Below are 21582 nucleotides of genomic sequence, written 5' to 3'. Positions count from 1 at the left end.
CTGATAATTTACCCGTAATGGACGCGTCGCTCGACGAAGCGGAACTGGAAGGCGGTCAGCGCGATGACGATGACCATCAGGATCACCGACTGGGCCGCAGACGAACCGAGATTGAGGTTCACGAAGCCGTCGTTGTAGACCTTGTAGACCAGCGTTTCGGTGGCCTTTGCCGGTCCGCCGCCGGTGACCGAATGGATGATGCCGAACGTGTCGAAGAAGGCGTAGACGGTGTTGACGACCAGAAGGAAGAAGGTGGTCGGTGCAAGCAGCGGGAAGACGATCGTCCAGAACCTTCGGCTGCCTCGCGCGCCATCGATCGCGGCGGCTTCGAGCAGGGATTTCGGGATTGCCTGCAGGCCGGCGACGAAGAAAAGGAAATTGTAGCTGATCTGTTTCCAGGCGGCTGCCACCACGACCAGAGACATTGCCTGGTCGCCGTTCAGCAGCGGGTCCCATGCAATGCCGTTGCGCCGCAGGATATAGGCAAACGTGCCCATGGCCGGGTTGAACATGAACAGCCACAGCATGCCGGCAACGGCCGGCGCCACTGCGTAAGGGATGATCATCATCGTGCGGTAGAAACCCTTACCACGCACGACGGTATCGGCAGCTGTCGCCAGCAGAAGTGCGACACCCATGGAAAGCAGCGCGGTTGCCACGCTGAAGACGACGGTGACGCGGAGCGCGTGAAGATAGCTCTCGTCGGCCAGGATGGCGGAAAAGTTGGCGAAGCCGACAAAGCTGCTCTGCAGCCCGAACGGATCTTCGCGCATGGCCGACTGGTAGAGCGCCTGGCTGGCCGGCCAGAAGAAGAACACGACGGTCAGGACAATCTGCGGCGCCACCAGAAAATAGGGCAGCACCTTGTTGGGAAATACGACGCTTTGCACGGGCAGGCTCCGTTGAAATGCTGCAGGCCGCCCGCGACAGTCGCCGGGGCGGCCCTTATGCTTACCGCTTACTTGCCGATGGCTTGCTGAATGGCGGCATTGCCCCGCTGGACAGCCTTGTCGAGGGCGGCCTTGGCATCCTGCTTACCGGCGAGCATCGATTCGAACTCTTCGTTCATGATGTCGCGGACCTGCGGCAGGTTGACGAGGCGAACGCCCTTGGAGTTCTCGGTCGGAGCCTTGCCCATCATCTGCAGCAACGGCGTTTCGCGCGCCGGGTTCTTCTCGTAGAAGCCGGATTTCTTGGTATCCTCATAGGCTGCCATCGTGACCGGCATGTAGCCGGAGACCTGGTGCAGTCGCGACTGGATCTTGGTCTGCGACAGGAAGTTGAAGAAGGTCGCGACCCCCTTGTATTCGGCATCGCTCTTGCCGCCGAATACCCAGAGGCTGGCGCCGCCGGGGATGGTGTTCTGCGGGCGTCCCGGACCTTCTGCATAGGGCAGCTGGCCAATGCCATATTTCAGGCCGGACTTGACGATGTCGCCCAGACCGCCGGAGGATTCGGTCAGGATGGCGCATTCGCCTGATGTGAACAACTGCTTGGCTTCAGACGTGCGGCCGCCGTAACGGAACGTGCCGTCCTTGGCGAGATCAGCGATTGCCTGGAAATGCTTGACGAAGGGTTCGGCGTTGAAGGCAAGCTTGACGTCGGTGCCGCCGAGGCCGTTTTCATTGCTGCCATAGGAAAGGTTGTTCCAGGCCGCAAAGTTTTCCGTCTGGATCCAGGTGAGCCATGTCGAGGTAAAGCCGCAGGGAGCGGCACCGCTGGTTTTGATCTTCTTGGCAGCGTCAAACACCTCGCCCCAGGTCTTCGGCGGCGTGTCGGGGTTGAGCCCGGCCTTCTCGAAGATATCCTTGTTATAGTAGAGGATCGGCGAGGACGAGTTGTAGGGGAAGGACAGCATCGTGCCATCAGGCTTCGAATAGTAGGCAACGATCCCCGGCAGGTACTGGCTCTTGTCGAATTTGAAGCCGCCCTTTTCCAGAACGTCCGCAACCGGCACGATGGCACCCTGGGCGCCCATCATGACGCCGCTGCCGGCGTCAAACACCTGCATGATGGCCGGCGGCTGCTTGGCGCGGAAGGCGGCGATGCCGGCGTTCAGCGTTTCCGGGTAGGTGCCCTTGAAGACAGGCATGACCTTGAAGTCCGACTGGCTTTCGTTGAATTCCTTGGCGAGCTGGTCGACAACCTCGTTGTTGGCGCCGGTCATGGCGTGCCACCACGAGATTTCCGTCGCGGCCATGGCGGTTGATCCCATCAGAAACGATGCGGTCGCCAGAATTGCCGAGCCTGTAATGACTTTCATGAAAATTCCTCCCTTGGCATGAATACCGGTCGAGATCCTCCAATCCCGATCGACGCACCGTGTCGATGACGGCGCATTGGCGGCGACTATGTGTTGGGGAGAGCGCCCGCGTCAACACCTGTCGTTCGCGGCGGGCCGATGGTTTGTGGATAGAGAAAGCAGATGAAGCGGTGTCGCTTCAGCCTTCAAAGCGGCTGACCGGCCCGAAGCGTGATCCGGGTCAGTTCGGAGGGAACACCGATCCGCAGCGCGAAACCGGGCCAAATGCCCGTGCCGTTGTTGACGTAGAGGGTCATCCCGCCGATCTGATAGCGGCCCGAAACAAAGCCGTTGTTGGCGCGTGCGACCACGCGATCAAGGCCGACAACCATGCCGCCATGGGTATGTCCCGACAGCTGGAGGGCGATCCCCGATGCGGCGGCTTTCTGTGCCAACCTGGGCTGATGGTCGAGAAGAATGATCGGCGCGTCGGCGGGGGCATCCGCAATAGCCGTATCAAGGTCCGGGGCCGGCGCTCCGTGTCCGCGTGCCGAAAGGTCCGTGACACCGGCCAGCACGAGCCTGCCGCTCCCTCGCGTCAGCACAACGTGGGCATTCTGAAGCATCGTCATGTTCAAGGTTTCGAGGTGGCGCATCCAGTCCCGGTAATCGAAGAAGTATTCGTGGTTGCCAGGGATGGCATAGACCCCATCGCGCGCCCGCAGGCTTGCCAGCGATGCGACGTCGCCGCGGCGGTCTGCGACGCTTCCGTCGATAAAGTCTCCCGTGATGACGATGAGGTCCGCATCGAGCGCGTTGGTTTTCGATACGACCGCCTCGGCCCATTTCGCTGGGAACAGCCGGCTGATGTGGAGATCGGTCAGCTGGACGAGGCGATAGCCCTCGAATTCCGGCGGCAGGTTTGCGATTGCAATCTCGATGTCGTTGAGTGGCGGTACACGGATTGCCTGGCTGACACCATAGGCGGAAAGGCAGAGCGCGACGCCACCCATGGCATAACGGAGCCCGGCGGGTGCGGCGGGGAAGTGTCCGTTGAAGGGCATGATCAGGAGCGAGGCGACATCGAGTGCGATCTGGAAGACGGCCACGAAAACGATCGCGCCAAACAGGAGGTTGAACGCAATGATCAGCGGTCGCGGAAACTCCGGCGAAAAGACCGAGCCGGAGGAGAGCCGGCTGAAGAAATGGTATTGCGAGGCGATCAGCAAAAGCACCGCCACTGCCACCTTCGCCGACCAGTGCCAGGGCAGCGGCTGAATGAAGCGGAGGACGACAATCAGCCAGGGCAGTCCAAAGATGAGATGAAACATTGGGTACTTTCAGTTGCGCATGTCGACCGCGGCGCCGGTTCCGCAATCCTACCTATCCCTCGTCGATAGGGTGTGGAAGAGCCGAGCGGGCCGTGTCTGCTCGAAGTAGCGCAGATCAGTCCCGTATCTTTCCGTTTGACGGCTTGAGGCAGGTGCCATGTTCGTGGCTGCGGCTGTTTGATCCTCCCCTTGAGTCGCGGCTGGAGTTCGTTAACATGCCTGTTGGAGGAGGGGCTTCGCTTCTCGATGGAAACCGCGGAGACTGACGGTCAGACTGTGCGAAGTCATGCGCAGGCTGACTGTTTGTTCGCGCGATCGGTCGAGGAAGCGGACGTGTGATGCCGTCGTTTACGGCTGTGGCGCATCCCTCGAAGCTGGCTATCTGGTTTCTCGAAAAAAGGACGCGACCTTGGACATCAAACAGATCATCGGCGGCCAGTCGGCCGACGCCATTTCGGGCAAGACGTTCGAACGGATCAATCCCTATACGGGCAATGTCGCGAGCCGATCACCGGCGTCCGGCATCGAGGATGCCAAGGCCGCGGTCGCCGCAGCGCAGACCGCCTTTCCGGCGTGGTCGACGACCGGTCCCGGTGCGCGTCGCGCGCTTCTCAACAAGGCGGCCGATGTTCTTGCGTCCAAGGGTGGTGAGCTCACCGAGCTGATGACCGCCGAGACCGGCGCGACCGGCGGATGGGCCGGCTTCAACGCACATCTTGCGGCCAACATGCTGCGCGAGGCGGCGGCCATGACGACCCAGATCCAGGGTGAGATCATCCCGTCGGACAAGCCCGGAAACCTGTCGATGGCGATGCGCCAACCGGTCGGCGTCTGCCTTGGCATCGCGCCGTGGAATGCACCGATCATTCTCGGCGTGCGGGCCATCGCGATGGCGCTTGCCTGCGGTAACACGGTCATCCTCAAGGCCTCCGAAGCATGCCCCGGACTGCATGTCGCGATCGGCAAGGTGTTTATCGAGGCCGGTTTCCCGGATGGTGTCGTCAACGTCATCACCAATGCACCCGAGGATGCCGCCGTCGTTGTCGAGGCGCTGGTTTCGGCACCCGAAGTCCGCCGCGTCAACTTTACCGGTTCCACCAAGGTCGGCCGCATCATCGGCGAACTCTGCGGCCGCCATCTGAAGCCGGCGATTCTCGAACTGGGCGGCAAGGCACCGATGCTCGTGCTCGAAGACGCCGATATCGATGCTGCCGTCAACGGCGCGATCTTCGGCTCGTTCATCAACATGGGCCAGGTCTGCATGGCGACCGAAAAGCTGATCGTCCACGACAGTATTGCTGACGAATTCGTGGCGAAACTGTCCGAGCGCGCAGCCAAGCTTCCGGCGGGCGATCCGCGCGGTCACGTTGTGCTGGGTTCTCTTGTGACGATCGGTGCCGCGGAGAAGATGGAAGAGATCATTGCCGACGCGATCGCCAAGGGGGCCAGTCTCACCGCGGGCGGCAAGCGCACCGGCAGCGTCGTGGAGGCTACGGTGCTCGATCACGTCAAACCCGGCATGCGCATCTATGACGAGGAGTGCTTCGGTCCGGTCAAGCCGATCATCCGGGTCAAGGACGAGGAGGAGGCGATCCGGATCGCCAATGATACGCAATATGGTCTCTCGGGTTCGGTCTACAGTCGCGATATCCAGCGCGCGCTCGCCGTCGCCGGCCGGGTGCAATCGGGGATCTGCCACATCAACGGCCCCTCTGTCGCGGATGAGGCACAGATGCCGTTCGGCGGCGTCAAGGGCTCCGGCTATGGCCGCTTCGGCGGCAGGGCTGCGATCAACGAATTCACCGATCTGCGCTGGATCACCATCGAGGATCCGCACCAGCACTATCCGTTCTAGCGCGAACGCGGCTGAAGAGGGAGGCTGGCCATTGCGCACGGCGCGCGGGGTTACCTCGTGACGTCGATCACGATCCGGCCGCGCACCTTGCCGGCGATGATCTCTTCTGCCAGTTGCGGCAGGTTGGACATCGGTTCCGTTCTGGTCATGGCGGCAAGCTTTCGGCTGTCGAGATCGCGGGCAAGGCGCGACCAGGCGGTGAGGCGCTGTTGGCGCGAGGCCATGACCGAATCGACCCCGATCAGGGTGACGGCGCGCAGGATATGGGGAAGGACCGTCGCTGGAAGGTCGGGTCCGCCGGCAAGGCCGCAGGCTGCGATTGCGCAGCCCCGCATGGTCTGCGACAGGGCGTTGGCAAGCGTCGTCGAGCCGACGCTGTCGATGCCGCCGGTCCAGCGCTCCGTTTGCAGCGGGCCGCCCTTTTCGGCAAGCGTCGCGCGATCGATGAAGCTTGTGGCACCGAGCGAGGCCAGATAGTCGTGGGTTTCGGGGCGACCGGTCGAGGCTGTGACGACGTAGCCGCGCGCCGCCAGAAGCGCGATCGCCACCGAGCCAACGCCACCGGCGGCGCCGGTCACGAGGACTTCGCCTGCGCCGGGTTTGATCGAGCCCCATTTTTCAAGCGCGTCAACGCAGAGTGCCGCGGTATAGCCCGCCGTGCCGATTGCCATCGCCTGTTCCATCGTGAAGGCGTCGGGCAGCGGGATCAGCCATTCCGGTTTGACCCGCTGGTAGCGGGCATAGGCGCCCCATTCCGTTTCTGACAGGCCCCAGCCGTTCACGACCACCTTGTCGCCCGGCTTCCAATCTGGCGAGCGTGATTCGACCACGGTTCCGGCAAGATCGATGCCGCCGACCATCGGCATCCGGCGAGCGATCCGGCCCTTGCCGGTGATGGCCAGACCGTCCTTGTAGTTGACCGTCGAATAGGCAATCTCGACCAGAACGTCATTGTCAGGCAGATCGGCGAGGGAGATTTCCCGGAAGGCGCCTTTCGGCTTGCCGTCGACGGTATCGATCACCATGGCGGTAAATGTCTCGGTCATGTCCATGCCTCCCGGGCTCTTCAGGTCTTGACGAGTTGATCCTTGTCTATCCAGATCTCGATGCACTCAGGCGCGTCGGCATCAGGGACCCCACAGGTCAGGCCTGCCTGCGGGGTGCTCCGATCAGGCGACGAGCGGCGTGGTCTTGCGCTCGCGAGGCCGGCCGATCCGCTTCGGCGCCTTGATCTCGACCGCCTGGGCGGTGGTCAGCGCGCCACGAACCGCATCGGAAATGGTGGTGACGACAAAGTCTGCATCGATGTCCTCTGTCGCAAGGGGGCTTTCCCGCTGACCGTCGACGCCGGTGATCATGATCCCCACCCGAACCGACGGCTTCTGTCGCTTGAACCGGCGGACGGCCTGGCGGGCGTGGGCTTTGGAGCCGCCATTGAGGAAAGCGATGAGAACCGTGTCGACATCGGTCAGGTTCATCAGGCTTACCGTCTTGCCGCTCACGGCCGTGTGGTCGGCCTGAGACACGGTGGCGCCCTGAATGGCGAGAACCTGCGACAACATGGCGGCCGCGGCATCGTCGATCGCGCCTCTGCCGCCGAGGCAGAGAACGGATTTCCCTTCGCCGCTGGGCAGGTCGATTTCACCGGTGATCTGCTCTGTGACAGCGGCTTCCCCTTCGGCCGGATCGTCTTCCGCTTCTTCCTCGATCGCGATCTCCGCCAGATTGCCGATCAGCGTCTGGGTGGTGGAGGCAAACAGGGCGATCTGGGCCTCGCTCATCACGCCGCGCTGCCGGTCCAGTTCACCCAGCCTGAGTGCAGGCAGTCCGACTTTTTCATAATAGTCGACGAGATACTCCTCCTCGAGAAAATCCTCCGCGTTGTCGGTCGCCTCGTTGGGATCGCCGGCAAGCAGTCTCTGGTAGAGTTTTTCCTGCGGTTGTAGAACCGGCTCATTGCCGAGCAGCACGTCGAGAAAGCTGAACTGCGGGACGTAGCGACCGAGAACGACGAGACAGACGGTGAGGGGGGTCGACAGCATCAGTCCGACAGGCCCCCAGAGCCACGACCAGAAGATGGCCGAGACGATGATGGCGAGCGGCGAAAGGCCCGTATGGCTTCCATAGAGCCACGGTTCGACGACGTTGTTGCTGACGAGTTCGGTGACGATAAACAGTGCGGCGACCCAGGCAACCAGCGACCATCCGGGGGCAATCGCCAGTGCCAGAAACAGCGGCAGGATCATGCCGATGACCGGACCGATGTAGGGGACAAAGCGCAGGACGAGCGTCAACAGTCCCCACAGGATGGCGTTCGGAATGCCGAGCAGCCAGAGGCCGATCGAGATCGGCAAGGCATACAGCGCGTTGACGACCAACTGCATCAGCAGATATTTGCCGACGCGTTTTCCCGCGTCCTGAAGAGCCGCCGTTGTCCTGTGGAGATCGCCGAGGCCGACAAGGCGTATGAACCGGTCGCGCAGTTCCTCCCGCTCAAGCAGCATGAAAATCACGAGGACGATAACCAGACCCGCGGTTGCAAAGGGACTGATGAGTGGCAGAATGAAATTGCCGAGCGTTTCGATCGGGTTGGCGCGGGTTACGATCTCGACAGGCATCGGATCGCGACGCTTGATCTGTGGCGGCGCGTCTTCCTTGCTTTCTTCGGCGTTGTCCTGCAGTTCCGAGCCTATGCGCTCGACGACCTTGCTGAGATGTTCGAAAACGCCGTTGCCGGAGCCCGCCTGGCTGAGAGAGTGCACCTTCGCGACGATGTTGCGCTGATAGGTCGGAATATTGTCCGCGAGATTGGCGACCTGTCCGGCCACGATGAAACCGAAGGCTGCAATGACAAAAAACGCGGTGGCGACGGCGAGGAGGACGGCGGCGATCCTCGGGACGTAGCGCTTGCGCAGGAAACTGACGATGGGTGCGAGCGTGAAGGTAAGAAGGAGTGCGAGCGCAAGCGGCACAAACACTTCCTGGCCGACATAGAGGATCACCGCCACGCCGATGAGAATAAGGATCGTTCGGCCCGAAAGGGTCGGCGCGCTCAGCCCGACAGGCTTGTTCGCGATCCCCGCCGCTGCGATAGCCCCTTTACTCATGTCGCTCATAGCCGTCCCCGATTGAATGCGCTGCTGCCAGAAGCCAGGCATGACAGTGTAAATGCGCTTGGAACAAAACTTATCGAGCGGTGACGCAAAAATAATTCGCGACAGCCGTTTGCGGGTCACGCTGACGGGGAAAGTGGAAGCGTTCAAGCCAAGCAAAACCGCAAGTCGTTGCGGCACGGTTTGTCCCGGAAACGATTAGCTGGACGCAAATCGCGAGAGCGAGACCTCGGCCGACCATTCGAGGTCGCTGGGGTTGTAGTGGACGTCCCGTTCGGAAAACGACAGCGGATTGAGGCCGTAGCACTCGGTCCAGCTGCCGCCCGGCTCGATGATCTTGTCGCTTCGAAGCGTTGCCCTGTAGATCAGCGAGCTGTGACCCGCCTGGCGCGCACTCAGCGTGAAGGATGTCGCGAGCAGCTGTCTGTCCGCGTTGTTGGTGAAGGTAACGGAGACGGGCGCGCCGGGTGCCTGGCAGGTCGCGCCTGAGGAGCTTGCGACCACAGCGACGGATTGGTTGGTCGGCACGTGCGAATTGATCTGGCCCGACATCAGCAAGAGCCCGACATAAAGCACCGCCAGAACGGCGACCGCCGCGATGCCCGCCCGTCGCGAGTACAGGAAGAGAACCACGACGGCTGCTGCGCCTATTACCCAAATCATCGCGCACCTGTCTTTTCCGGAGTGATATCAACTCCGTATATGTAAGGATTTGGAGGTTAAACCGCAACGGGAACTCCGCAAAGGCCATGCCCTAAGCGGCCGACAGCAAGATACCGACACGCGAGCGTGCGGGCAAATTCCTATGCGGTTTATATTTCTTAGGCTTCTGGGCCATCTCGAATCCCTATGGGGTTCCGCCGCATATTGAGGACGAGACGGATCGTGATCGTCTCCAGCCGGAGAGAGAATGACGCGTTATCAGAACGACGCCCTTCCTGGCTGACACCACGAACAACCAGGATTCCAGAACAATGATGGACCTTATTCTCGTCGCGGCGACTGTTGGCTTCTTCGGTCTCTGCTCGGTCTATACCCGCGCCTGCGACAGGCTTTGAGAGGGATGCCATGACCCTCGATTATATCCTCGGCGGCGGTGTGACCGTCTTCCTCGCCCTCTACCTCACCTATGCTCTCATTCGCCCCGAACGCTTCTGACCAAAGCTTCAGCTTGCCCGAAAGTCTCTTCCCATGACCTTCAACGGATGGCTACAGATCCTCGTCTATTGCGGGATCCTCCTTCTGCTCGTCAAACCGCTCGGGGCCTATATGGCCCTTGTGTTTTCCGGCGGGCGCACCTTTCTCTCCCCCGTGTTCGGTCCGATCGAACGCGGGCTTTACGCGCTGGCCGGCACCAGCGAGCGTGAAGAGCAGCACTGGACCGCCTATGCGTTTTCCGTGCTGATGTTCAATCTCGCCGGTTTCCTGCTGCTCTACGGTATCCTGCGGCTGCAGGACGTTCTGCCGATGAACCCGGCAGGTCTCGCATCGCCCGGACCGGAATTGTCGTTCAACACCTCCGTCAGCTTTGTCGCCAATACCAACTGGCAGAGTTACGGCGGCGAAAGCACCATGTCCTATTTCAGCCAGATGACTGGGCTCGCGGTGCAGAACTTTGCCTCGGCTGCGACAGGCATGGCGATCGCCATCGGCCTCATTCGCGCGTTTTCGCGGGCATCGGGCAAGGCGATCGGCAATTTCTGGGTCGATACGACCCGTGCCACGCTCTACATCCTCTTGCCGCTCTGCGTCTTGCTGACGCTCATCTATGTCTCGCTCGGCGTTCCCCAGACGTTTTCGGCATACGTCAATGCCACGACGCTTGAAGGCGTCCAGCAGACGATCGCCGTCGGCCCTGTCGCGTCGCAGCTTGCCATCAAGATGCTCGGCACGAATGGCGGCGGTTTCTTCAACGCCAACTCGGCGCATCCTTTCGAAAACCCCGACAGCATTTCCAACATGATCCAGATGCTGTCGATCTTTGCGATCGGTGCCGCCTTTACCAACGTGTTCGGCCGGATGGTCGGCAATCAGCGCCAGGGCTGGGCGATCCTCGCCTCGATGGGCATCCTGTTTCTGGCAGGCGTCACCGTTGTCTACTGGGCAGAAGCGTCCGGAAACCCGATCATGCATACGCTCGGCCTTTCCGGCGGCAACATGGAGGGCAAGGAAGTCCGCTTCGGCGTCGTCATGTCGTCGCTGTTTGCGGTCATCACCACGGCGGCCTCCTGCGGCGCGGTCAATGCCATGCATGGCTCGTTCACGGCACTCGGCGGACTTATTCCTCTGATCAACATGCAGCTCGGCGAAGTCATCGTCGGCGGTGTCGGCGCGGGCTTCTACGGCATCGTGCTGTTCATCATCGTCGCCGTCTTCGTGGCAGGTCTGATGGTTGGCCGCACGCCGGAATATCTGGGCAAGAAGATCGAGGGCAAGGACATGAAGATGGCACTTCTCGCCATTCTCTGCCTGCCGCTCGCCATGCTGATCTTCACGGCTGTCGCCAGCGTCCTGCCCTCGGCGGTCGCCTCGATCGGGACGGCCGGTCCGCACGGCTTCTCCGAGATCCTCTATGCCTATACCTCGGCTGCCGCCAATAACGGCTCCGCCTTCGGGGGACTGTCGGCCAACACGCCCTGGTTCAACATCACGCTCGGCATCGGCATGCTGATGGGCCGCTTCCTGGTCATCATTCCGGCGCTGGCAATTGCCGGTTCGCTGGTCGCCAAGAAGACGGTTCCGGCGTCTGCCGGCACGTTCCCGACCGACGGCCCCCTGTTTGTCGGTCTGCTGGTCGGCACGATCATGATCGTCGGTGGCCTGACCTTCCTGCCGTCACTGGCGCTCGGTCCTGTCGTCGAGCACCTGATGATGATCGCCGGCCAGACGTTCTGAGGTCACGCCATGGGTCACCGTCAGACGCACCCCGCACAGTCTCCTCCCGTCACGCCAAAGCGTGGCGGGACGGTCCCCCGCTGGTGGTGCGGATCGAACGCCATTCTCGTGATGATGACGGCCCTGCTCGCCATCGTCGCAACACTAGAAATCCTTCGTGGCTGACCTTTTCCCGGTCGCCTCCCTTTCCAAGGCTGGAGCCTCATATGAGCCAGGCAAAATCCGATAGCGCACCAAGATCCGCAAGTATCCTGGACAAGCGCATCCTCGTTCCGGCAATCGGCGGTGCTTTCACCAAGCTGAACCCGAAAACCCTCGTCAAAAACCCGGTCATGTTCGTCGTGGCCACCGTGTCGGTGCTGACCACCGTGCTGTTCCTGCGCGATCTTGCCGCCGGCAGTGACGACCTGGGCTTCTCCCTGCAGCTCAACATCTGGCTCTGGTTCACCGTCCTGTTCGCCAATTTCGCGGAAGCCGTTGCCGAAGGACGTGGCAAGGCGCAGGCGGAATCGCTGCGCAAGGCCCGCACCGAGGTCCAGGCAAAACTTCTCACCGGCAAAGAGCGGACCGATTTCCAGATGGTCGCCGGCACCACTCTCAAGCTGAACGACATCGTTCTCGTCGAAGCCGGGGACATCATTCCCTCGGATGGGGAAGTGATCGAGGGCGTCGCCTCCGTCAACGAAGCCGCGATCACGGGTGAATCTGCTCCGGTCATCCGCGAATCCGGTGGTGACCGCTCGGCTGTGACAGGCGGCACGCAAGTCCTGTCCGACTGGATCCGCGTGCGCATCACGGCAGCCGCCGGTTCGACCTTTATCGACCGGATGATTTCGCTCGTCGAAGGCGCGGAACGTCAGAAGACCCCGAACGAAATCGCGCTCAACATCCTTCTCGCGGGCATGACGCTGATCTTCGTTCTGGCAACTGCGACCATTCCGGCGTTCGCCTCCTATGCCGGCGGCTCCATCCCCGTCATCGTGCTGGTCGCGCTGTTCGTGACGCTGATCCCGACGACGATCGGCGCGCTGTTGTCGGCAATCGGCATTGCCGGCATGGACCGCCTGGTGCGCTTCAACGTGCTCGCCATGTCCGGCCGCGCGGTTGAGGCTGCCGGCGATGTGGATACGCTTCTGCTCGACAAGACTGGCACGATCACGCTCGGCAATCGCCAGGCGACGTCCTTCCGTCCGGTCAAAGGCGTATCGGAACAGGATCTTGCCGATGCGGCGCAACTCGCCTCGCTGGCCGACGAAACTCCTGAGGGACGTTCCGTCGTCGTGCTTGCCAAGGAAAAATACGCCATCCGCAGCCGCGACATGGCGAGCCTGAAGGCTACCTTCGTTCCCTTCACGGCACAGACCCGCATGAGCGGTGTCGATCTGGACGGAGAGCAGATCCGCAAGGGTGCGGTCGATTCCATCCTTTCCTATATCCGCCAGAATGCCGTGGCCGGTGGGCCCGTCACGCAGGACGCCGTCCTGGTGGAATGCCAGGCGATTGCCGACGAGATCGCCAAGGCCGGCGGTACGCCGCTGGCCGTTGCCCGGGGCGGAAGGCTGCTCGGCGTCATCCAGCTCAAGGATATCGTCAAGGGCGGCATCCGCGAGCGGTTTGCCGAATTGCGCCGCATGGGCATCCGCACCGTGATGATCACCGGCGACAATCCGATGACGGCGGCAGCGATTGCGGCCGAGGCGGGGGTCGACGACTTCCTTGCCCAGGCAACGCCGGAAAACAAGCTGTCGCTGATCCGCGAGGAGCAGGCCAAGGGCAAGCTGGTCGCCATGTGCGGCGACGGCACCAACGATGCGCCGGCGCTCGCCCAGGCCGATGTCGGCGTGGCGATGAACACCGGCACGGTGGCGGCCCGCGAAGCCGGCAACATGGTCGATCTCGACAGCGATCCGACCAAGCTCATCGAAATCGTCGAGATCGGCAAACAGTTGCTGATGACCCGCGGCGCGCTGACGACGTTTTCGATCGCCAACGACATCGCCAAGTATTTCGCGATCATCCCGGCCATGTTCCTGGCCTTCTATCCGCAGCTCGGCGTCCTCAACGTGATGGGGCTGGCGACACCGCAAAGCGCCATTCTGTCGGCGATCATCTTCAACGCGCTGATCATCGTTGCCCTGATCCCGCTGTCGCTGCGCGGCGTCAAATACCGCGCCGTCGGCGCCGGTGCGCTGCTGTCGCGCAACCTTCTGATCTACGGCCTCGGCGGTATCATCCTTCCCTTCTTTGCCATCAAGGCGATCGACATGGTCATCACAACCATCGGTCTTGCCTAAGGAGCATTCGTCATGTTGAAACAGATCCGTCCGGCAATCGTCATGATCGTTGCCGTCACCGTCATCACCGGTCTTGTCTATCCGTTTGCCATGACCGGCATCGCCCAGGCGATCTTCCCCGTCCAGGCGAATGGCAGCCTGATCGAACAGAATGGAAAGGTCGTCGGCTCCGCGCTGATCGGCCAGGCTTTCACCGGCGAGCAGTATTTCCATGGTCGCCCGTCCGCTGCAGGCGATGGCTATAACGCAGCCTCGTCGTCCGGTTCCAACCTCGGCCCGACCAGCCAGAAGCTGATCGACCGCGTGAAGGCCGACACGGAGGCTGCGAAAGCGACCAACCCGGGCGCGGATGTGCCGATCGACCTCGTCACCGCATCGGGCAGTGGTCTCGATCCGCATATCTCGCCGGAAGCGGCGCTGTTTCAGGTACAGCGTGTTGCAAGGGCGCGCAGCATGGATGAAGGGGCCGTTCGCGCCCTAGTCGAGCGGCATATCGAACAGCGGGAACTGGGCTTTCTGGGTGAGCCAGTGGTGAATGTGTTGGCGCTGAATATGGCGCTCGACGCCGAGAAGTCGTAGTTGAACGAGCGGCGGTCAGTTTGGCCGCCGCTCGTTTGCGGAACGAAAGACCTCCATGCCGGACGCAAAACACGAAGGCGCAAGCAGACCATCACCGGACGCTCTTCTCGAGTACGCCCGGCAGGAGGGGCGTGGCCGGCTGAAGATCTTTCTCGGGGCCGCACCCGGCGTCGGCAAGACCTATGAAATGCTGATGTCCGGCCGCAGCCGAAAGGCCGACGGCATCGATGTGGCGATCGGCGTGGTCGAAACACACGGGCGGAAGGAAACCGAAGCGCTGGTCGAGGGTTTCGAAATGATCCCCCGCCGCGTGTTCGACTATCGCGGCCAGCAGCTCGACGAGATGGATCTCGATGCGATCCTCGCGAGACGCCCGCGTCTGGTGCTGGTCGACGAACTGGCCCACACCAACGCCCCCGGCAGCCGCCATCCCAAGCGCTACCTCGACGTCCTCGAAATTCTCGCCAGCGGCATCGACGTCTTTTCGACGCTGAATATCCAGCATGTCGAGAGCCTGAACGACATCGTTGCGCAGATCACGCGCATCCGCGTTCGGGAAACGGTACCGGACTCGGTGATTGACCGCGCCGACGATATCGAGATCATCGATATTACGCCGCAGGATCTGATCAAGCGTCTGCATGACGGCAAGGTCTATCTGCCGACGACCGCGCGCCGTGCGGTCGAGAACTACTTCTCCCCGGGCAATCTCACGGCTCTGCGCGAACTGGCGCTGCGTCGCACGGCGCAGCGGGTCGATGATCAGCTCCTCAATCACATGCAGGCGCATGCCATCGCGGGTCCCTGGGCTGCGGGCGAACGCATTCTCGTTTGCCTCGATCATGGCCGAAACGGCGCGGCGCTGGTGCGCTACGCCAGACGCCAGGCCGACAGGCTGCGGGCACCCTTGACGGCGCTGCATCTGGAGACGCCCGGATCTGCCAATCTGGGCGAGGCCGACAAGGACCGGTTATCGGCTGCGATGCGGCTCGCCGAACAGCTCGGTGCAGAAACCGTGACGCTGCCGGCCTCGCGGGTGTCGCGGGAAATCATCGCTTACGCCAATGCTCACAACTTCAATCACCTGATCATCGGCAAGTCGACCAAGCCGCGCTGGCGAGAGCTGTGGGATGGGTCGATCACGCACGATCTCATCCGCTATTCCGGGGCAATCAGCGTTCATGTCATGTCCGGCGGCAGCGAGGAGGCTGTCTCGACGGGCGTCAGGACAGCGCCGCCGACGAGAAGGCTCAATCCGAAACACTATATCCGCGCATCGCTGTTCATGACGGCGGCGGTTGCGATCGGCACGCTGCTCGACCGGGCGCTCGACGTGCAGAACCTGGCGCTCGTCTTTCTGATGGGCGTGCTCGCTTCGGCAATCCGGGGAGGGCTGGGGCCGGGTCTCTATGCGTCCTTCATCGGCGCTCTCGCCTTCAATTTCTTCTTTCTCGAGCCGCGCTACACGTTCACGATCCGTGATCCGGAAAGCGTCGTTGCGCTTCTTTCGTTTCTCGGAACCGCCGTTGTCGCGAGCAATCTGGCCGCGTCGGTTCAACGGCAGGCGATCGCCGCCCGGCAGAGAGCCCGCACGACCGAGGATCTCTACCTGTTCTCGAAAAAGCTCGCCGGCACGGGAACGCTTGACGACGTGCTCTGGGCCACCGCGTTCCAGATCGCCTCCATGCTGAAGGTTCGGGTCGTCATTCTGTTGCCCGAGAACGACACCCTTGCCGTCCGGGCCGGCTATCCGCCTGATGACACGCTTGTCGATGCCGACATCGCGGCTGCGAAATGGACATGGGAACACAATCGTCCGGCCGGCCGCGCTGCCGATACGTTACCCGGCGCCAAGCGGTTGTACCTGCCGTTGCGCACAGGACGCGGGGCGATCGGCGTTGTCGGGCTCGACAACGACAGGCAGGGACCGTTGCTCACCCCGGACCAGCAGCGTCTGTTCGATGCGCTGGCCGATCAGGCAGCACTCGCGATCGAGCGCATTCAACTCGTCGCTGACGTCGACAAGGCAAAGCTTGCCGCCGAGACGGACAAACTGCGCACCGCACTGCTGACCTCGCTTTCGCATGACCTGAAGACGCCACTTTCGGCCGTGCTCGGATCGGCGAGCACGCTCAAGGATTTCGGGGCGAACCTGACCGATCACTCGCGAGACGAACTTCTGACCACCGTGATCGAAGAGTCCGAGCGGCTCAACCGGTTCATCGTCAACCTGCTCGACATGACGCGCATCGGTTCCGGCGCCATGGAGCCAAACTTTGCGCTTCATTATGTCGGCGATATCGTCGGGACAGCACTGAAGCGGGCGCAGAAAATTACTGCGGATCACAAGCTGAAGGTGGCTATTCCATCCGAAATGCCGATGATCAGAAGCGATCCGGTCCTACTGGAGCAGGCACTCTTCAATCTCATCGACAATGCGGCCAAATATGCGCCAGAGGGCACAACGATTGAAGTTCTGGGCTGGTCAGATGCGAAATACGTCACCCTCGCCGTTCTGGACGAGGGGCCGGGGATCCCCGATGCCGACCTGGAACGGGTGTTCGACACTTTCTACCGGGTGCGCAAGATCGATCATGTCAAGGCCGGCACGGGGCTTGGACTGTCCATCAGCCGCGGTTTCATCGAAGCGATGGGTGGGCGTCTGACGGCGGGAAACAGACAAGCGGGTGAGGGCGCGATCTTTACGATCCGTATGCCAATTCCGGCCCAGCTGCAGATTGACGGAGACATGCGATGAACCAGGCCGCCACGAGAATTCTGGTCGTCGATGACGAGCCGCCGATCCGCAAGCTGTTGCGGGTCGGGCTTTCGACGCAGGATTTCGTCATCATCGAAGCCCCGAACGCGAGGACCGCAATGGAACTCGTGGCCGCGGACCAGCCCGATCTCGTTCTGCTGGATCTCGGCCTGCCTGATATGGCCGGGCACGATCTTCTGGCGAAATGGCGCGCCGAGGGGCTGACGCTGCCGATCGTGATCCTGTCGAGCCGGACGGATGAGGAAGGGATCGTCAAGGCGCTGGAAATGGGTGCCGACGATTACCTTACCAAGCCGTTCAACATGAACGAACTGATTGCGCGGATCCGGGTTGCGTTGCGCCACCGGCTGCAGACCCAGGGCGAAAAGCCGATCTTCCAGACGGGTGACCTCAGTGTCGATCTTGTCCGACGCGTGGTCAAGGTGAAGGGCGAGGAGGTAAAATTCTCGCGCAAGGAATACGACATCCTGCGGATCCTCGTGCAGCATGCGGGGCGCGTGCTGACCCACCGATACCTCATCGACCAGGTCTGGGGGGAGATCACCGACATCCAGTATCTACGCATCTACGTGCGCCAGATCCGTCAGAAGATCGAGGAAATGCCCGACCAGCCGCGATACATCCTGACCGAAACGGGCGTCGGCTACCGGCTGGCCGAAAGCTGAAATCCGGCCGCGGGGTGATCTGGCCGGTTGATCGGTGTATGTCTGCAGCCTGATTCCCGACTGTGATGCGCATCCATGGAAACCTCCCTCTATCTACCGGTCAAATCCTTTCTCGAGACTGCAGGCTATGTGGTGAAGGGCGAAGTTGGCGGCTGTGATCTCGTTGGTCTGAGTGAGGGCGATCCCACCGTCGTCGTCATCTGCGAGCTCAAGCTGAGCTTCAATCTGGAGCTTATTCTCCAGGCGGTCGACAGGGCGGCTATCGCGGACGAGGTGTGGATTGCGGCAAAGCTTTCGCTGAAGGGCAAGGGCCGCGAAACGGACAAGCGGTACCGCGACCTCTGCCGCCGGCTTGGCATCGGTATTCTCGGCGTTTCGGCCGCAGGAGATGTGAGCGTCATCGTCGGCTCCGTGTCGCCGATGCCGCGGACCAATCCGAAACGACGTTCCAGGCTGATGCGCGAACACCAGAAGAGACGCGGCGATCCCGTGCTGGGCGGCAGTACGCGGGTTCCCGTCATGACCGCCTATCGCCAGCAGGCGCTTAGCTGCGCCGCCATGGTCTCCAACGGTCCGTCCCGCGTGCGCGATATCAGGGCGGTTGCCCCGGATGCCGGCAAGATCCTGCTTTCCAACGTGTATGGATGGTTCGAGCGGCTCGACAGAGGCGTCTACGGCCTCACCGACGCTGGCCGTGAAGCACTGCAGAGATGGCCCCAGCCGGATCCCCGCCCTTCTGACGTTTGATTACGGGCAGGGGCTCCCACGATTACACCAATGTTCCATGGCTGCATCAGTTTTATGAGGAAATGCGAGAATTATTTGCGACACTTAATCGCGAATTAACTTGTGTTCGGATTCACGAAGTCTCAATGCGTTTGTAGTTCAGTGTGGCGAGCTGAAAGCCGCCAGGCGCGTCCGCGTGGTCGCTTCGAACCGTATTGGAATTATCGCATGCTTGCCTTGATCGACCGCTACATCAAGCAGGCCTGTGCGTCGGACCGGTTCGAGACGCGACGCAAAGTCCTCGCATTCGCATTGCTCATGACCGTTTGCGTCACCGTTGTTGCCGACATTCTCAACGTTGCGGCCCACTACACGCTTCATGCCTTGGGATGGCTGCCGTATGACGTCGTGCCCGCCGCAACGGTTGGGGTTATCATCTCGACTGTCGTGGCATCGGCGCTGACATTTTCGATCGTCTATATCGTTGGTCTAGCAATTCATCACCTCACGATCTCCCGGGCGGCTTTCGAGCATTTGAGCCGGACGGACATGTTGTCGGGGCTGATGAATCGGCGAGCGTTCCTGGATGAGGTGACGCGCGCTCCCGCCGCATCTTCTCTCATCCTGTTCGATATCGATAAGTTCAAGGCGATCAACGACCGCTTTGGCCACGATATCGGGGACCAGGCCATCATTGCAGTTGCGCATCAGCTCGCCGAGATCTTTTCGCAAAGTCGTGCCGTCGCCCGGATCGGTGGTGAGGAGTTCGCAGTCCTCGTGTCAGCGCTTTCGCCGACGGAGCGTCTCTCGCTCGCGCACCGCTGCAGGGCCCTGATTGCTGCGCGGCCCATACAAGCGGGCAAAAGGCAGGTCGATATCACGGTGTCCGGTGGCGTTGCGGACCAGGAGGACTACCCTACGTTCGAGGCTCTCTACCAAGCCTCCGACAAGGCGCTGTTCGTTGCCAAGGCGTCCGGGCGCAATTGTGTCGTGCACAGCAAAGACATCGCGGTCATTCTCGACGCGCATAAGGTGGCCACGATGTAACGGCCTGCTCCGGTAGGTGGTGAGAACACGCTCCAATTCGTTCAGGCCGCTGTCAGCTTGCCGTCATACCCATCCGGTGATGACAACCGGAGGTAAACCCATGCTCACAATCCGAAACACCGCTATTGCACTTGCCCTTTTCGTTGCTGCAACGCCTGCACTGGCCGCCTCTATGGTCAAGGTTGTCGAGTCCGGCGAAGCGGGTGAGCCGATGACGTTGACGATGGATCAGACGACCGTTCCGGCAGGCGACACAACGTTTATGGTCCACAACGACGCGACGACCGAGGAGCACGAAATGGTGCTCGTCAAGTTGAAGTCGCCAGATCAGACACTCACCGTAGTCAAGGCCAAACATCGCGTCGATGAGAAGACGCTGAAAAGCCTTGGCGAAGTTGCCGATCTGAAGCCCGGTGCCGACGGCCAGTTGAAGGCCAAGCTCGTCCCCGGAACGTATATGCTCTTTTGCAACATCAAGGGCCATTACGAAGCCGGCATGCATGCGACCCTCACGGTGACGAAGTAATCACCGCTTGCGTGTGGGCTCCGCCGCCTCATAGCGGCGGTCAAGTCACGATCGGACCGTCAGGCAGACGTGGTGGCCAGCGAAAGGCGTTGCAGCTGTGCAACGCCTCAGGTTGAACCGCGGCTCGATGTCAGGGACGAGCGGTTTCGCGGGAGATAGCGGCCGCGGCTTTCGGGCCCGGTCAGCTCTCCGTCCTTGACGATGGTCCTGCCGCCAAGAAGCACCTGCACCGGCCAGCCGCGGATCTCGAGCCCTTCATAGGGCGTATAGTCCGCGCCGTGTTTCAGGAGGTCGTTCGTGACGGTGACGCGCTTGTCCGGATCCCAAAGCGCGATGTCTGCATCGGCGCCGATCGCGATCGTGCCTTTGCGGGGATAGAGACCGTAGAGTTTGGCATGATTGGTCGAGGTCACGGCAACGAACGTGTTGATGTCGATGCGCCCCTTCATGACCCCTTCGGAAAACAGGATCGGCAGGCGGGTGGCGACGCCCGGTATGCCGTTCGGGATCCAGCGAAAGTTGCGCTTGCCCTTTTCGTTCAGCTTACCTTCCGGATCGTCGAAGCGGAAAGGGCAGTGGTCGGAGGAGAACAGGTCGAAGACGCCCTGTTCCAGTCCCTCCCAGCAGGCATCCTGGCTCGCCTTGTCGCGCGGCGGCGGCGAGCAGACGAATTTGGCGCCTTCCATCTCCGTCTGGTCGAGATCATCAGCCGTCAGCATCAGATATTGCGGGCAGGTTTCGCCGGCGATCTTCTGGCCGCGCTTTCGGGCGCGGCGGATCTCTTCCATCGCCTCGCGGTTGGAGACATGCACGATGACAACAGGCACATCGACGATTTCGGCCAGCGACAGCGCCCGGTGGGTGGCTTCGCGTTCGGCGGCGATTGGTCTGGTCGTGGCGTGGAATTTCGGGGCGAACTTGCCTTCTTCCTCATGCCGGCCGATCAGGTAGCGGATCGCATCCTCGTTCTCGCAATGAACCATGACCAGCGCGCCGGTGCGCCGTGCGGTGTCGAGCGTGGCCAGGATCTCGTCGTCGCGCAGACGCAGACCCTCATAGGTCATGAACACCTTGAGCGAGGTATAGCCGTCCTCGACAAGCGCCGGCAGTTCCTGTCCAAGCACCTCAGGGGTCGGATCGGTGATCACAAGGTGGAAGGCGACGTCGACATGGCATCTGCCTTCGGCCTTGGCGTGATAGATCTTCAGGGCCTCGCGCAGGCTCTGGCCCTTCTCCTGCATGCAGAAGGCGAGAACCGTGCTGTTGCCGCCGATGGCCGCCGACCGGGTGCCCGTATCGAAATCGTCGGCCATGACGATGCCGTCGCCGGATGGCTGGTCGAGATGGACATGGCTGTCGATTCCGCCAGGCAGGACGAACAGCCCTGTGGCGTCGATCACCTCGTCGGCATCGGTGAGTTCCGCCGCAAGGGCGGCGATCCGGCCATCCTTGATGCCCACATCGCTCACGAACGTGTCGCTGGCGGTAACCACCGTGCCGTGTCTGATGACCGTATCGAAGCGCATGATC

General features: G+C 61.7%; 17 protein-coding genes. 10 read left to right on the top strand and 7 right to left on the bottom strand.

What is annotated here, in order from left to right:
* Window positions 1–8: 8 nt before the first annotated feature.
* The 3 genes from ugpA to ASG19_RS18330 form a co-directional block, all read right to left on the bottom strand.
* Complete coding sequence (gene ugpA, locus ASG19_RS18340) at window positions 9–890, bottom strand: sn-glycerol-3-phosphate ABC transporter permease UgpA (protein ID WP_062460690.1); 882 nt, start codon at window positions 888–890, stop codon at window positions 9–11.
* Between the two features lie 68 nt (window positions 891–958).
* Entirely contained in the window at window positions 959–2263 is a 1305-nt protein-coding gene (gene ugpB, locus ASG19_RS18335) for a sn-glycerol-3-phosphate ABC transporter substrate-binding protein UgpB (protein WP_062460687.1), read from the bottom strand.
* Between the two features lie 185 nt (window positions 2264–2448).
* The gene (locus ASG19_RS18330) at window positions 2449–3573 is read right to left on the bottom strand and encodes a metallophosphoesterase (RefSeq protein ID WP_062460683.1); all 1125 of its coding nucleotides are present in this window, start codon (window positions 3571–3573) and stop codon (window positions 2449–2451) included.
* A gap of 409 nt (window positions 3574–3982) precedes the next feature.
* On the opposite strand from ASG19_RS18330, the gene ASG19_RS18325 reads away from it, so the two are divergent.
* Entirely contained in the window at window positions 3983–5428 is a 1446-nt protein-coding gene (locus tag ASG19_RS18325; RefSeq protein WP_062460680.1) for an aldehyde dehydrogenase, read from the top strand.
* Window positions 5429–5478: 50 nt separating this feature from the next.
* On the opposite strand, the gene ASG19_RS18320 is transcribed toward ASG19_RS18325, so the two are convergent.
* The 3 genes from ASG19_RS18320 to ASG19_RS18310 form a co-directional block, all read right to left on the bottom strand.
* A complete protein-coding gene (locus ASG19_RS18320; RefSeq protein WP_062461830.1) occupies window positions 5479–6474 on the bottom strand; it encodes an MDR family oxidoreductase in 996 nt (331 codons plus the stop codon).
* A gap of 123 nt (window positions 6475–6597) precedes the next feature.
* Window positions 6598–8544, bottom strand: coding sequence for an AI-2E family transporter (locus ASG19_RS18315; protein ID WP_082471999.1), 1947 nt, complete (start codon window positions 8542–8544; stop codon window positions 6598–6600).
* Between the two features lie 195 nt (window positions 8545–8739).
* Window positions 8740–9204 (bottom strand): hypothetical protein, encoded by a 465-nt coding sequence (locus tag ASG19_RS18310; protein WP_062460678.1) that lies wholly within the window; start codon window positions 9202–9204, stop codon window positions 8740–8742.
* Window positions 9205–9609: 405 nt separating this feature from the next.
* On the opposite strand from ASG19_RS18310, the gene kdpF reads away from it, so the two are divergent.
* From kdpF to ASG19_RS18265, 9 genes are all read left to right on the top strand, one after another.
* A complete protein-coding gene (kdpF, locus tag ASG19_RS18305) occupies window positions 9610–9699 on the top strand; it encodes a K(+)-transporting ATPase subunit F (protein ID WP_062460674.1) in 90 nt (29 codons plus the stop codon).
* 33 nt (window positions 9700–9732) lie between these two features.
* A complete protein-coding gene (gene kdpA / locus ASG19_RS18300) occupies window positions 9733–11436 on the top strand; it encodes a potassium-transporting ATPase subunit KdpA (RefSeq protein ID WP_062460671.1) in 1704 nt (567 codons plus the stop codon).
* Window positions 11437–11642: 206 nt separating this feature from the next.
* On the top strand, window positions 11643–13730 hold the full coding sequence (kdpB, locus tag ASG19_RS18295; protein ID WP_062460668.1) for a potassium-transporting ATPase subunit KdpB: 2088 nt from the start codon (window positions 11643–11645) through the stop codon (window positions 13728–13730).
* A 12-nt stretch (window positions 13731–13742) separates the two neighbouring features.
* Window positions 13743–14309 (top strand): potassium-transporting ATPase subunit KdpC, encoded by a 567-nt coding sequence (kdpC, locus tag ASG19_RS18290; RefSeq protein WP_062460665.1) that lies wholly within the window; start codon window positions 13743–13745, stop codon window positions 14307–14309.
* Between the two features lie 55 nt (window positions 14310–14364).
* Complete coding sequence (locus ASG19_RS18285; RefSeq protein WP_062460662.1) at window positions 14365–17067, top strand: sensor histidine kinase KdpD; 2703 nt, start codon at window positions 14365–14367, stop codon at window positions 17065–17067.
* The gene (locus tag ASG19_RS18280) at window positions 17064–17753 is read left to right on the top strand and encodes a response regulator transcription factor (RefSeq protein WP_062460659.1); all 690 of its coding nucleotides are present in this window, start codon (window positions 17064–17066) and stop codon (window positions 17751–17753) included. The genes ASG19_RS18285 and ASG19_RS18280 overlap by 4 nt, the downstream gene beginning before the upstream one ends.
* A gap of 75 nt (window positions 17754–17828) precedes the next feature.
* The gene (locus tag ASG19_RS18275) at window positions 17829–18500 is read left to right on the top strand and encodes a DUF2161 domain-containing phosphodiesterase (protein WP_062460656.1); all 672 of its coding nucleotides are present in this window, start codon (window positions 17829–17831) and stop codon (window positions 18498–18500) included.
* Window positions 18501–18707: 207 nt separating this feature from the next.
* Complete coding sequence (locus ASG19_RS18270; RefSeq protein WP_062460654.1) at window positions 18708–19526, top strand: GGDEF domain-containing protein; 819 nt, start codon at window positions 18708–18710, stop codon at window positions 19524–19526.
* Between the two features lie 100 nt (window positions 19527–19626).
* Window positions 19627–20052, top strand: a complete 426-nt coding sequence (locus tag ASG19_RS18265; protein ID WP_062460651.1) for a plastocyanin/azurin family copper-binding protein — start codon at window positions 19627–19629, stop codon at window positions 20050–20052.
* Window positions 20053–20159: 107 nt separating this feature from the next.
* On the opposite strand, the gene hydA is transcribed toward ASG19_RS18265, so the two are convergent.
* Window positions 20160–21578: a dihydropyrimidinase gene (gene hydA, locus ASG19_RS18260; protein WP_062460648.1), complete on the bottom strand. Its 1419-nt coding sequence runs from the start codon at window positions 21576–21578 to the stop codon at window positions 20160–20162.
* Window positions 21579–21582: the final 4 nt, after the last annotated feature.

The organism is Rhizobium sp. Leaf306, from assembly GCF_001423425.1.
Taxonomy (GTDB): domain Bacteria; phylum Pseudomonadota; class Alphaproteobacteria; order Rhizobiales; family Rhizobiaceae; genus Neorhizobium; species Neorhizobium soli.
The sequence above is the reverse complement of the archived record's forward strand: the minus strand, read 5'-3'. Positions and strand labels throughout refer to the sequence as shown.

Bases quoted from the DNA above. Each gene is read 5' to 3' on its own strand.
- ASG19_RS18280 (WP_062460659.1), top strand. From the start codon at position 17,064: ATGAACCAGGCCGCCACGAGAATTCTGGTCGTCGATGACGAGCCGCCG.
- kdpF (WP_062460674.1), top strand. From the start codon at position 9,610: ATGACCCTCGATTATATCCTCGGCGGCGGTGTGACCGTCTTCCTCGCC.
- kdpB (WP_062460668.1), top strand. From the start codon at position 11,643: ATGAGCCAGGCAAAATCCGATAGCGCACCAAGATCCGCAAGTATCCTG.
- ASG19_RS18275 (WP_062460656.1), top strand. From the start codon at position 17,829: ATGGAAACCTCCCTCTATCTACCGGTCAAATCCTTTCTCGAGACTGCA.
- ASG19_RS18310 (WP_062460678.1), bottom strand. From the start codon at position 9,204: ATGATTTGGGTAATAGGCGCAGCAGCCGTCGTGGTTCTCTTCCTGTAC.
- kdpC (WP_062460665.1), top strand. From the start codon at position 13,743: ATGTTGAAACAGATCCGTCCGGCAATCGTCATGATCGTTGCCGTCACC.
- ugpB (WP_062460687.1), bottom strand. From the start codon at position 2,263: ATGAAAGTCATTACAGGCTCGGCAATTCTGGCGACCGCATCGTTTCTG.
- ASG19_RS18265 (WP_062460651.1), top strand. From the start codon at position 19,627: ATGCTCACAATCCGAAACACCGCTATTGCACTTGCCCTTTTCGTTGCT.
- ASG19_RS18330 (WP_062460683.1), bottom strand. From the start codon at position 3,573: ATGTTTCATCTCATCTTTGGACTGCCCTGGCTGATTGTCGTCCTCCGC.
- ASG19_RS18285 (WP_062460662.1), top strand. From the start codon at position 14,365: ATGCCGGACGCAAAACACGAAGGCGCAAGCAGACCATCACCGGACGCT.
- ASG19_RS18320 (WP_062461830.1), bottom strand. From the start codon at position 6,474: ATGACCGAGACATTTACCGCCATGGTGATCGATACCGTCGACGGCAAG.
- kdpA (WP_062460671.1), top strand. From the start codon at position 9,733: ATGACCTTCAACGGATGGCTACAGATCCTCGTCTATTGCGGGATCCTC.
- ASG19_RS18270 (WP_062460654.1), top strand. From the start codon at position 18,708: ATGCTTGCCTTGATCGACCGCTACATCAAGCAGGCCTGTGCGTCGGAC.
- ASG19_RS18315 (WP_082471999.1), bottom strand. From the start codon at position 8,544: ATGAGCGACATGAGTAAAGGGGCTATCGCAGCGGCGGGGATCGCGAAC.
- hydA (WP_062460648.1), bottom strand. From the start codon at position 21,578: ATGCGCTTCGATACGGTCATCAGACACGGCACGGTGGTTACCGCCAGC.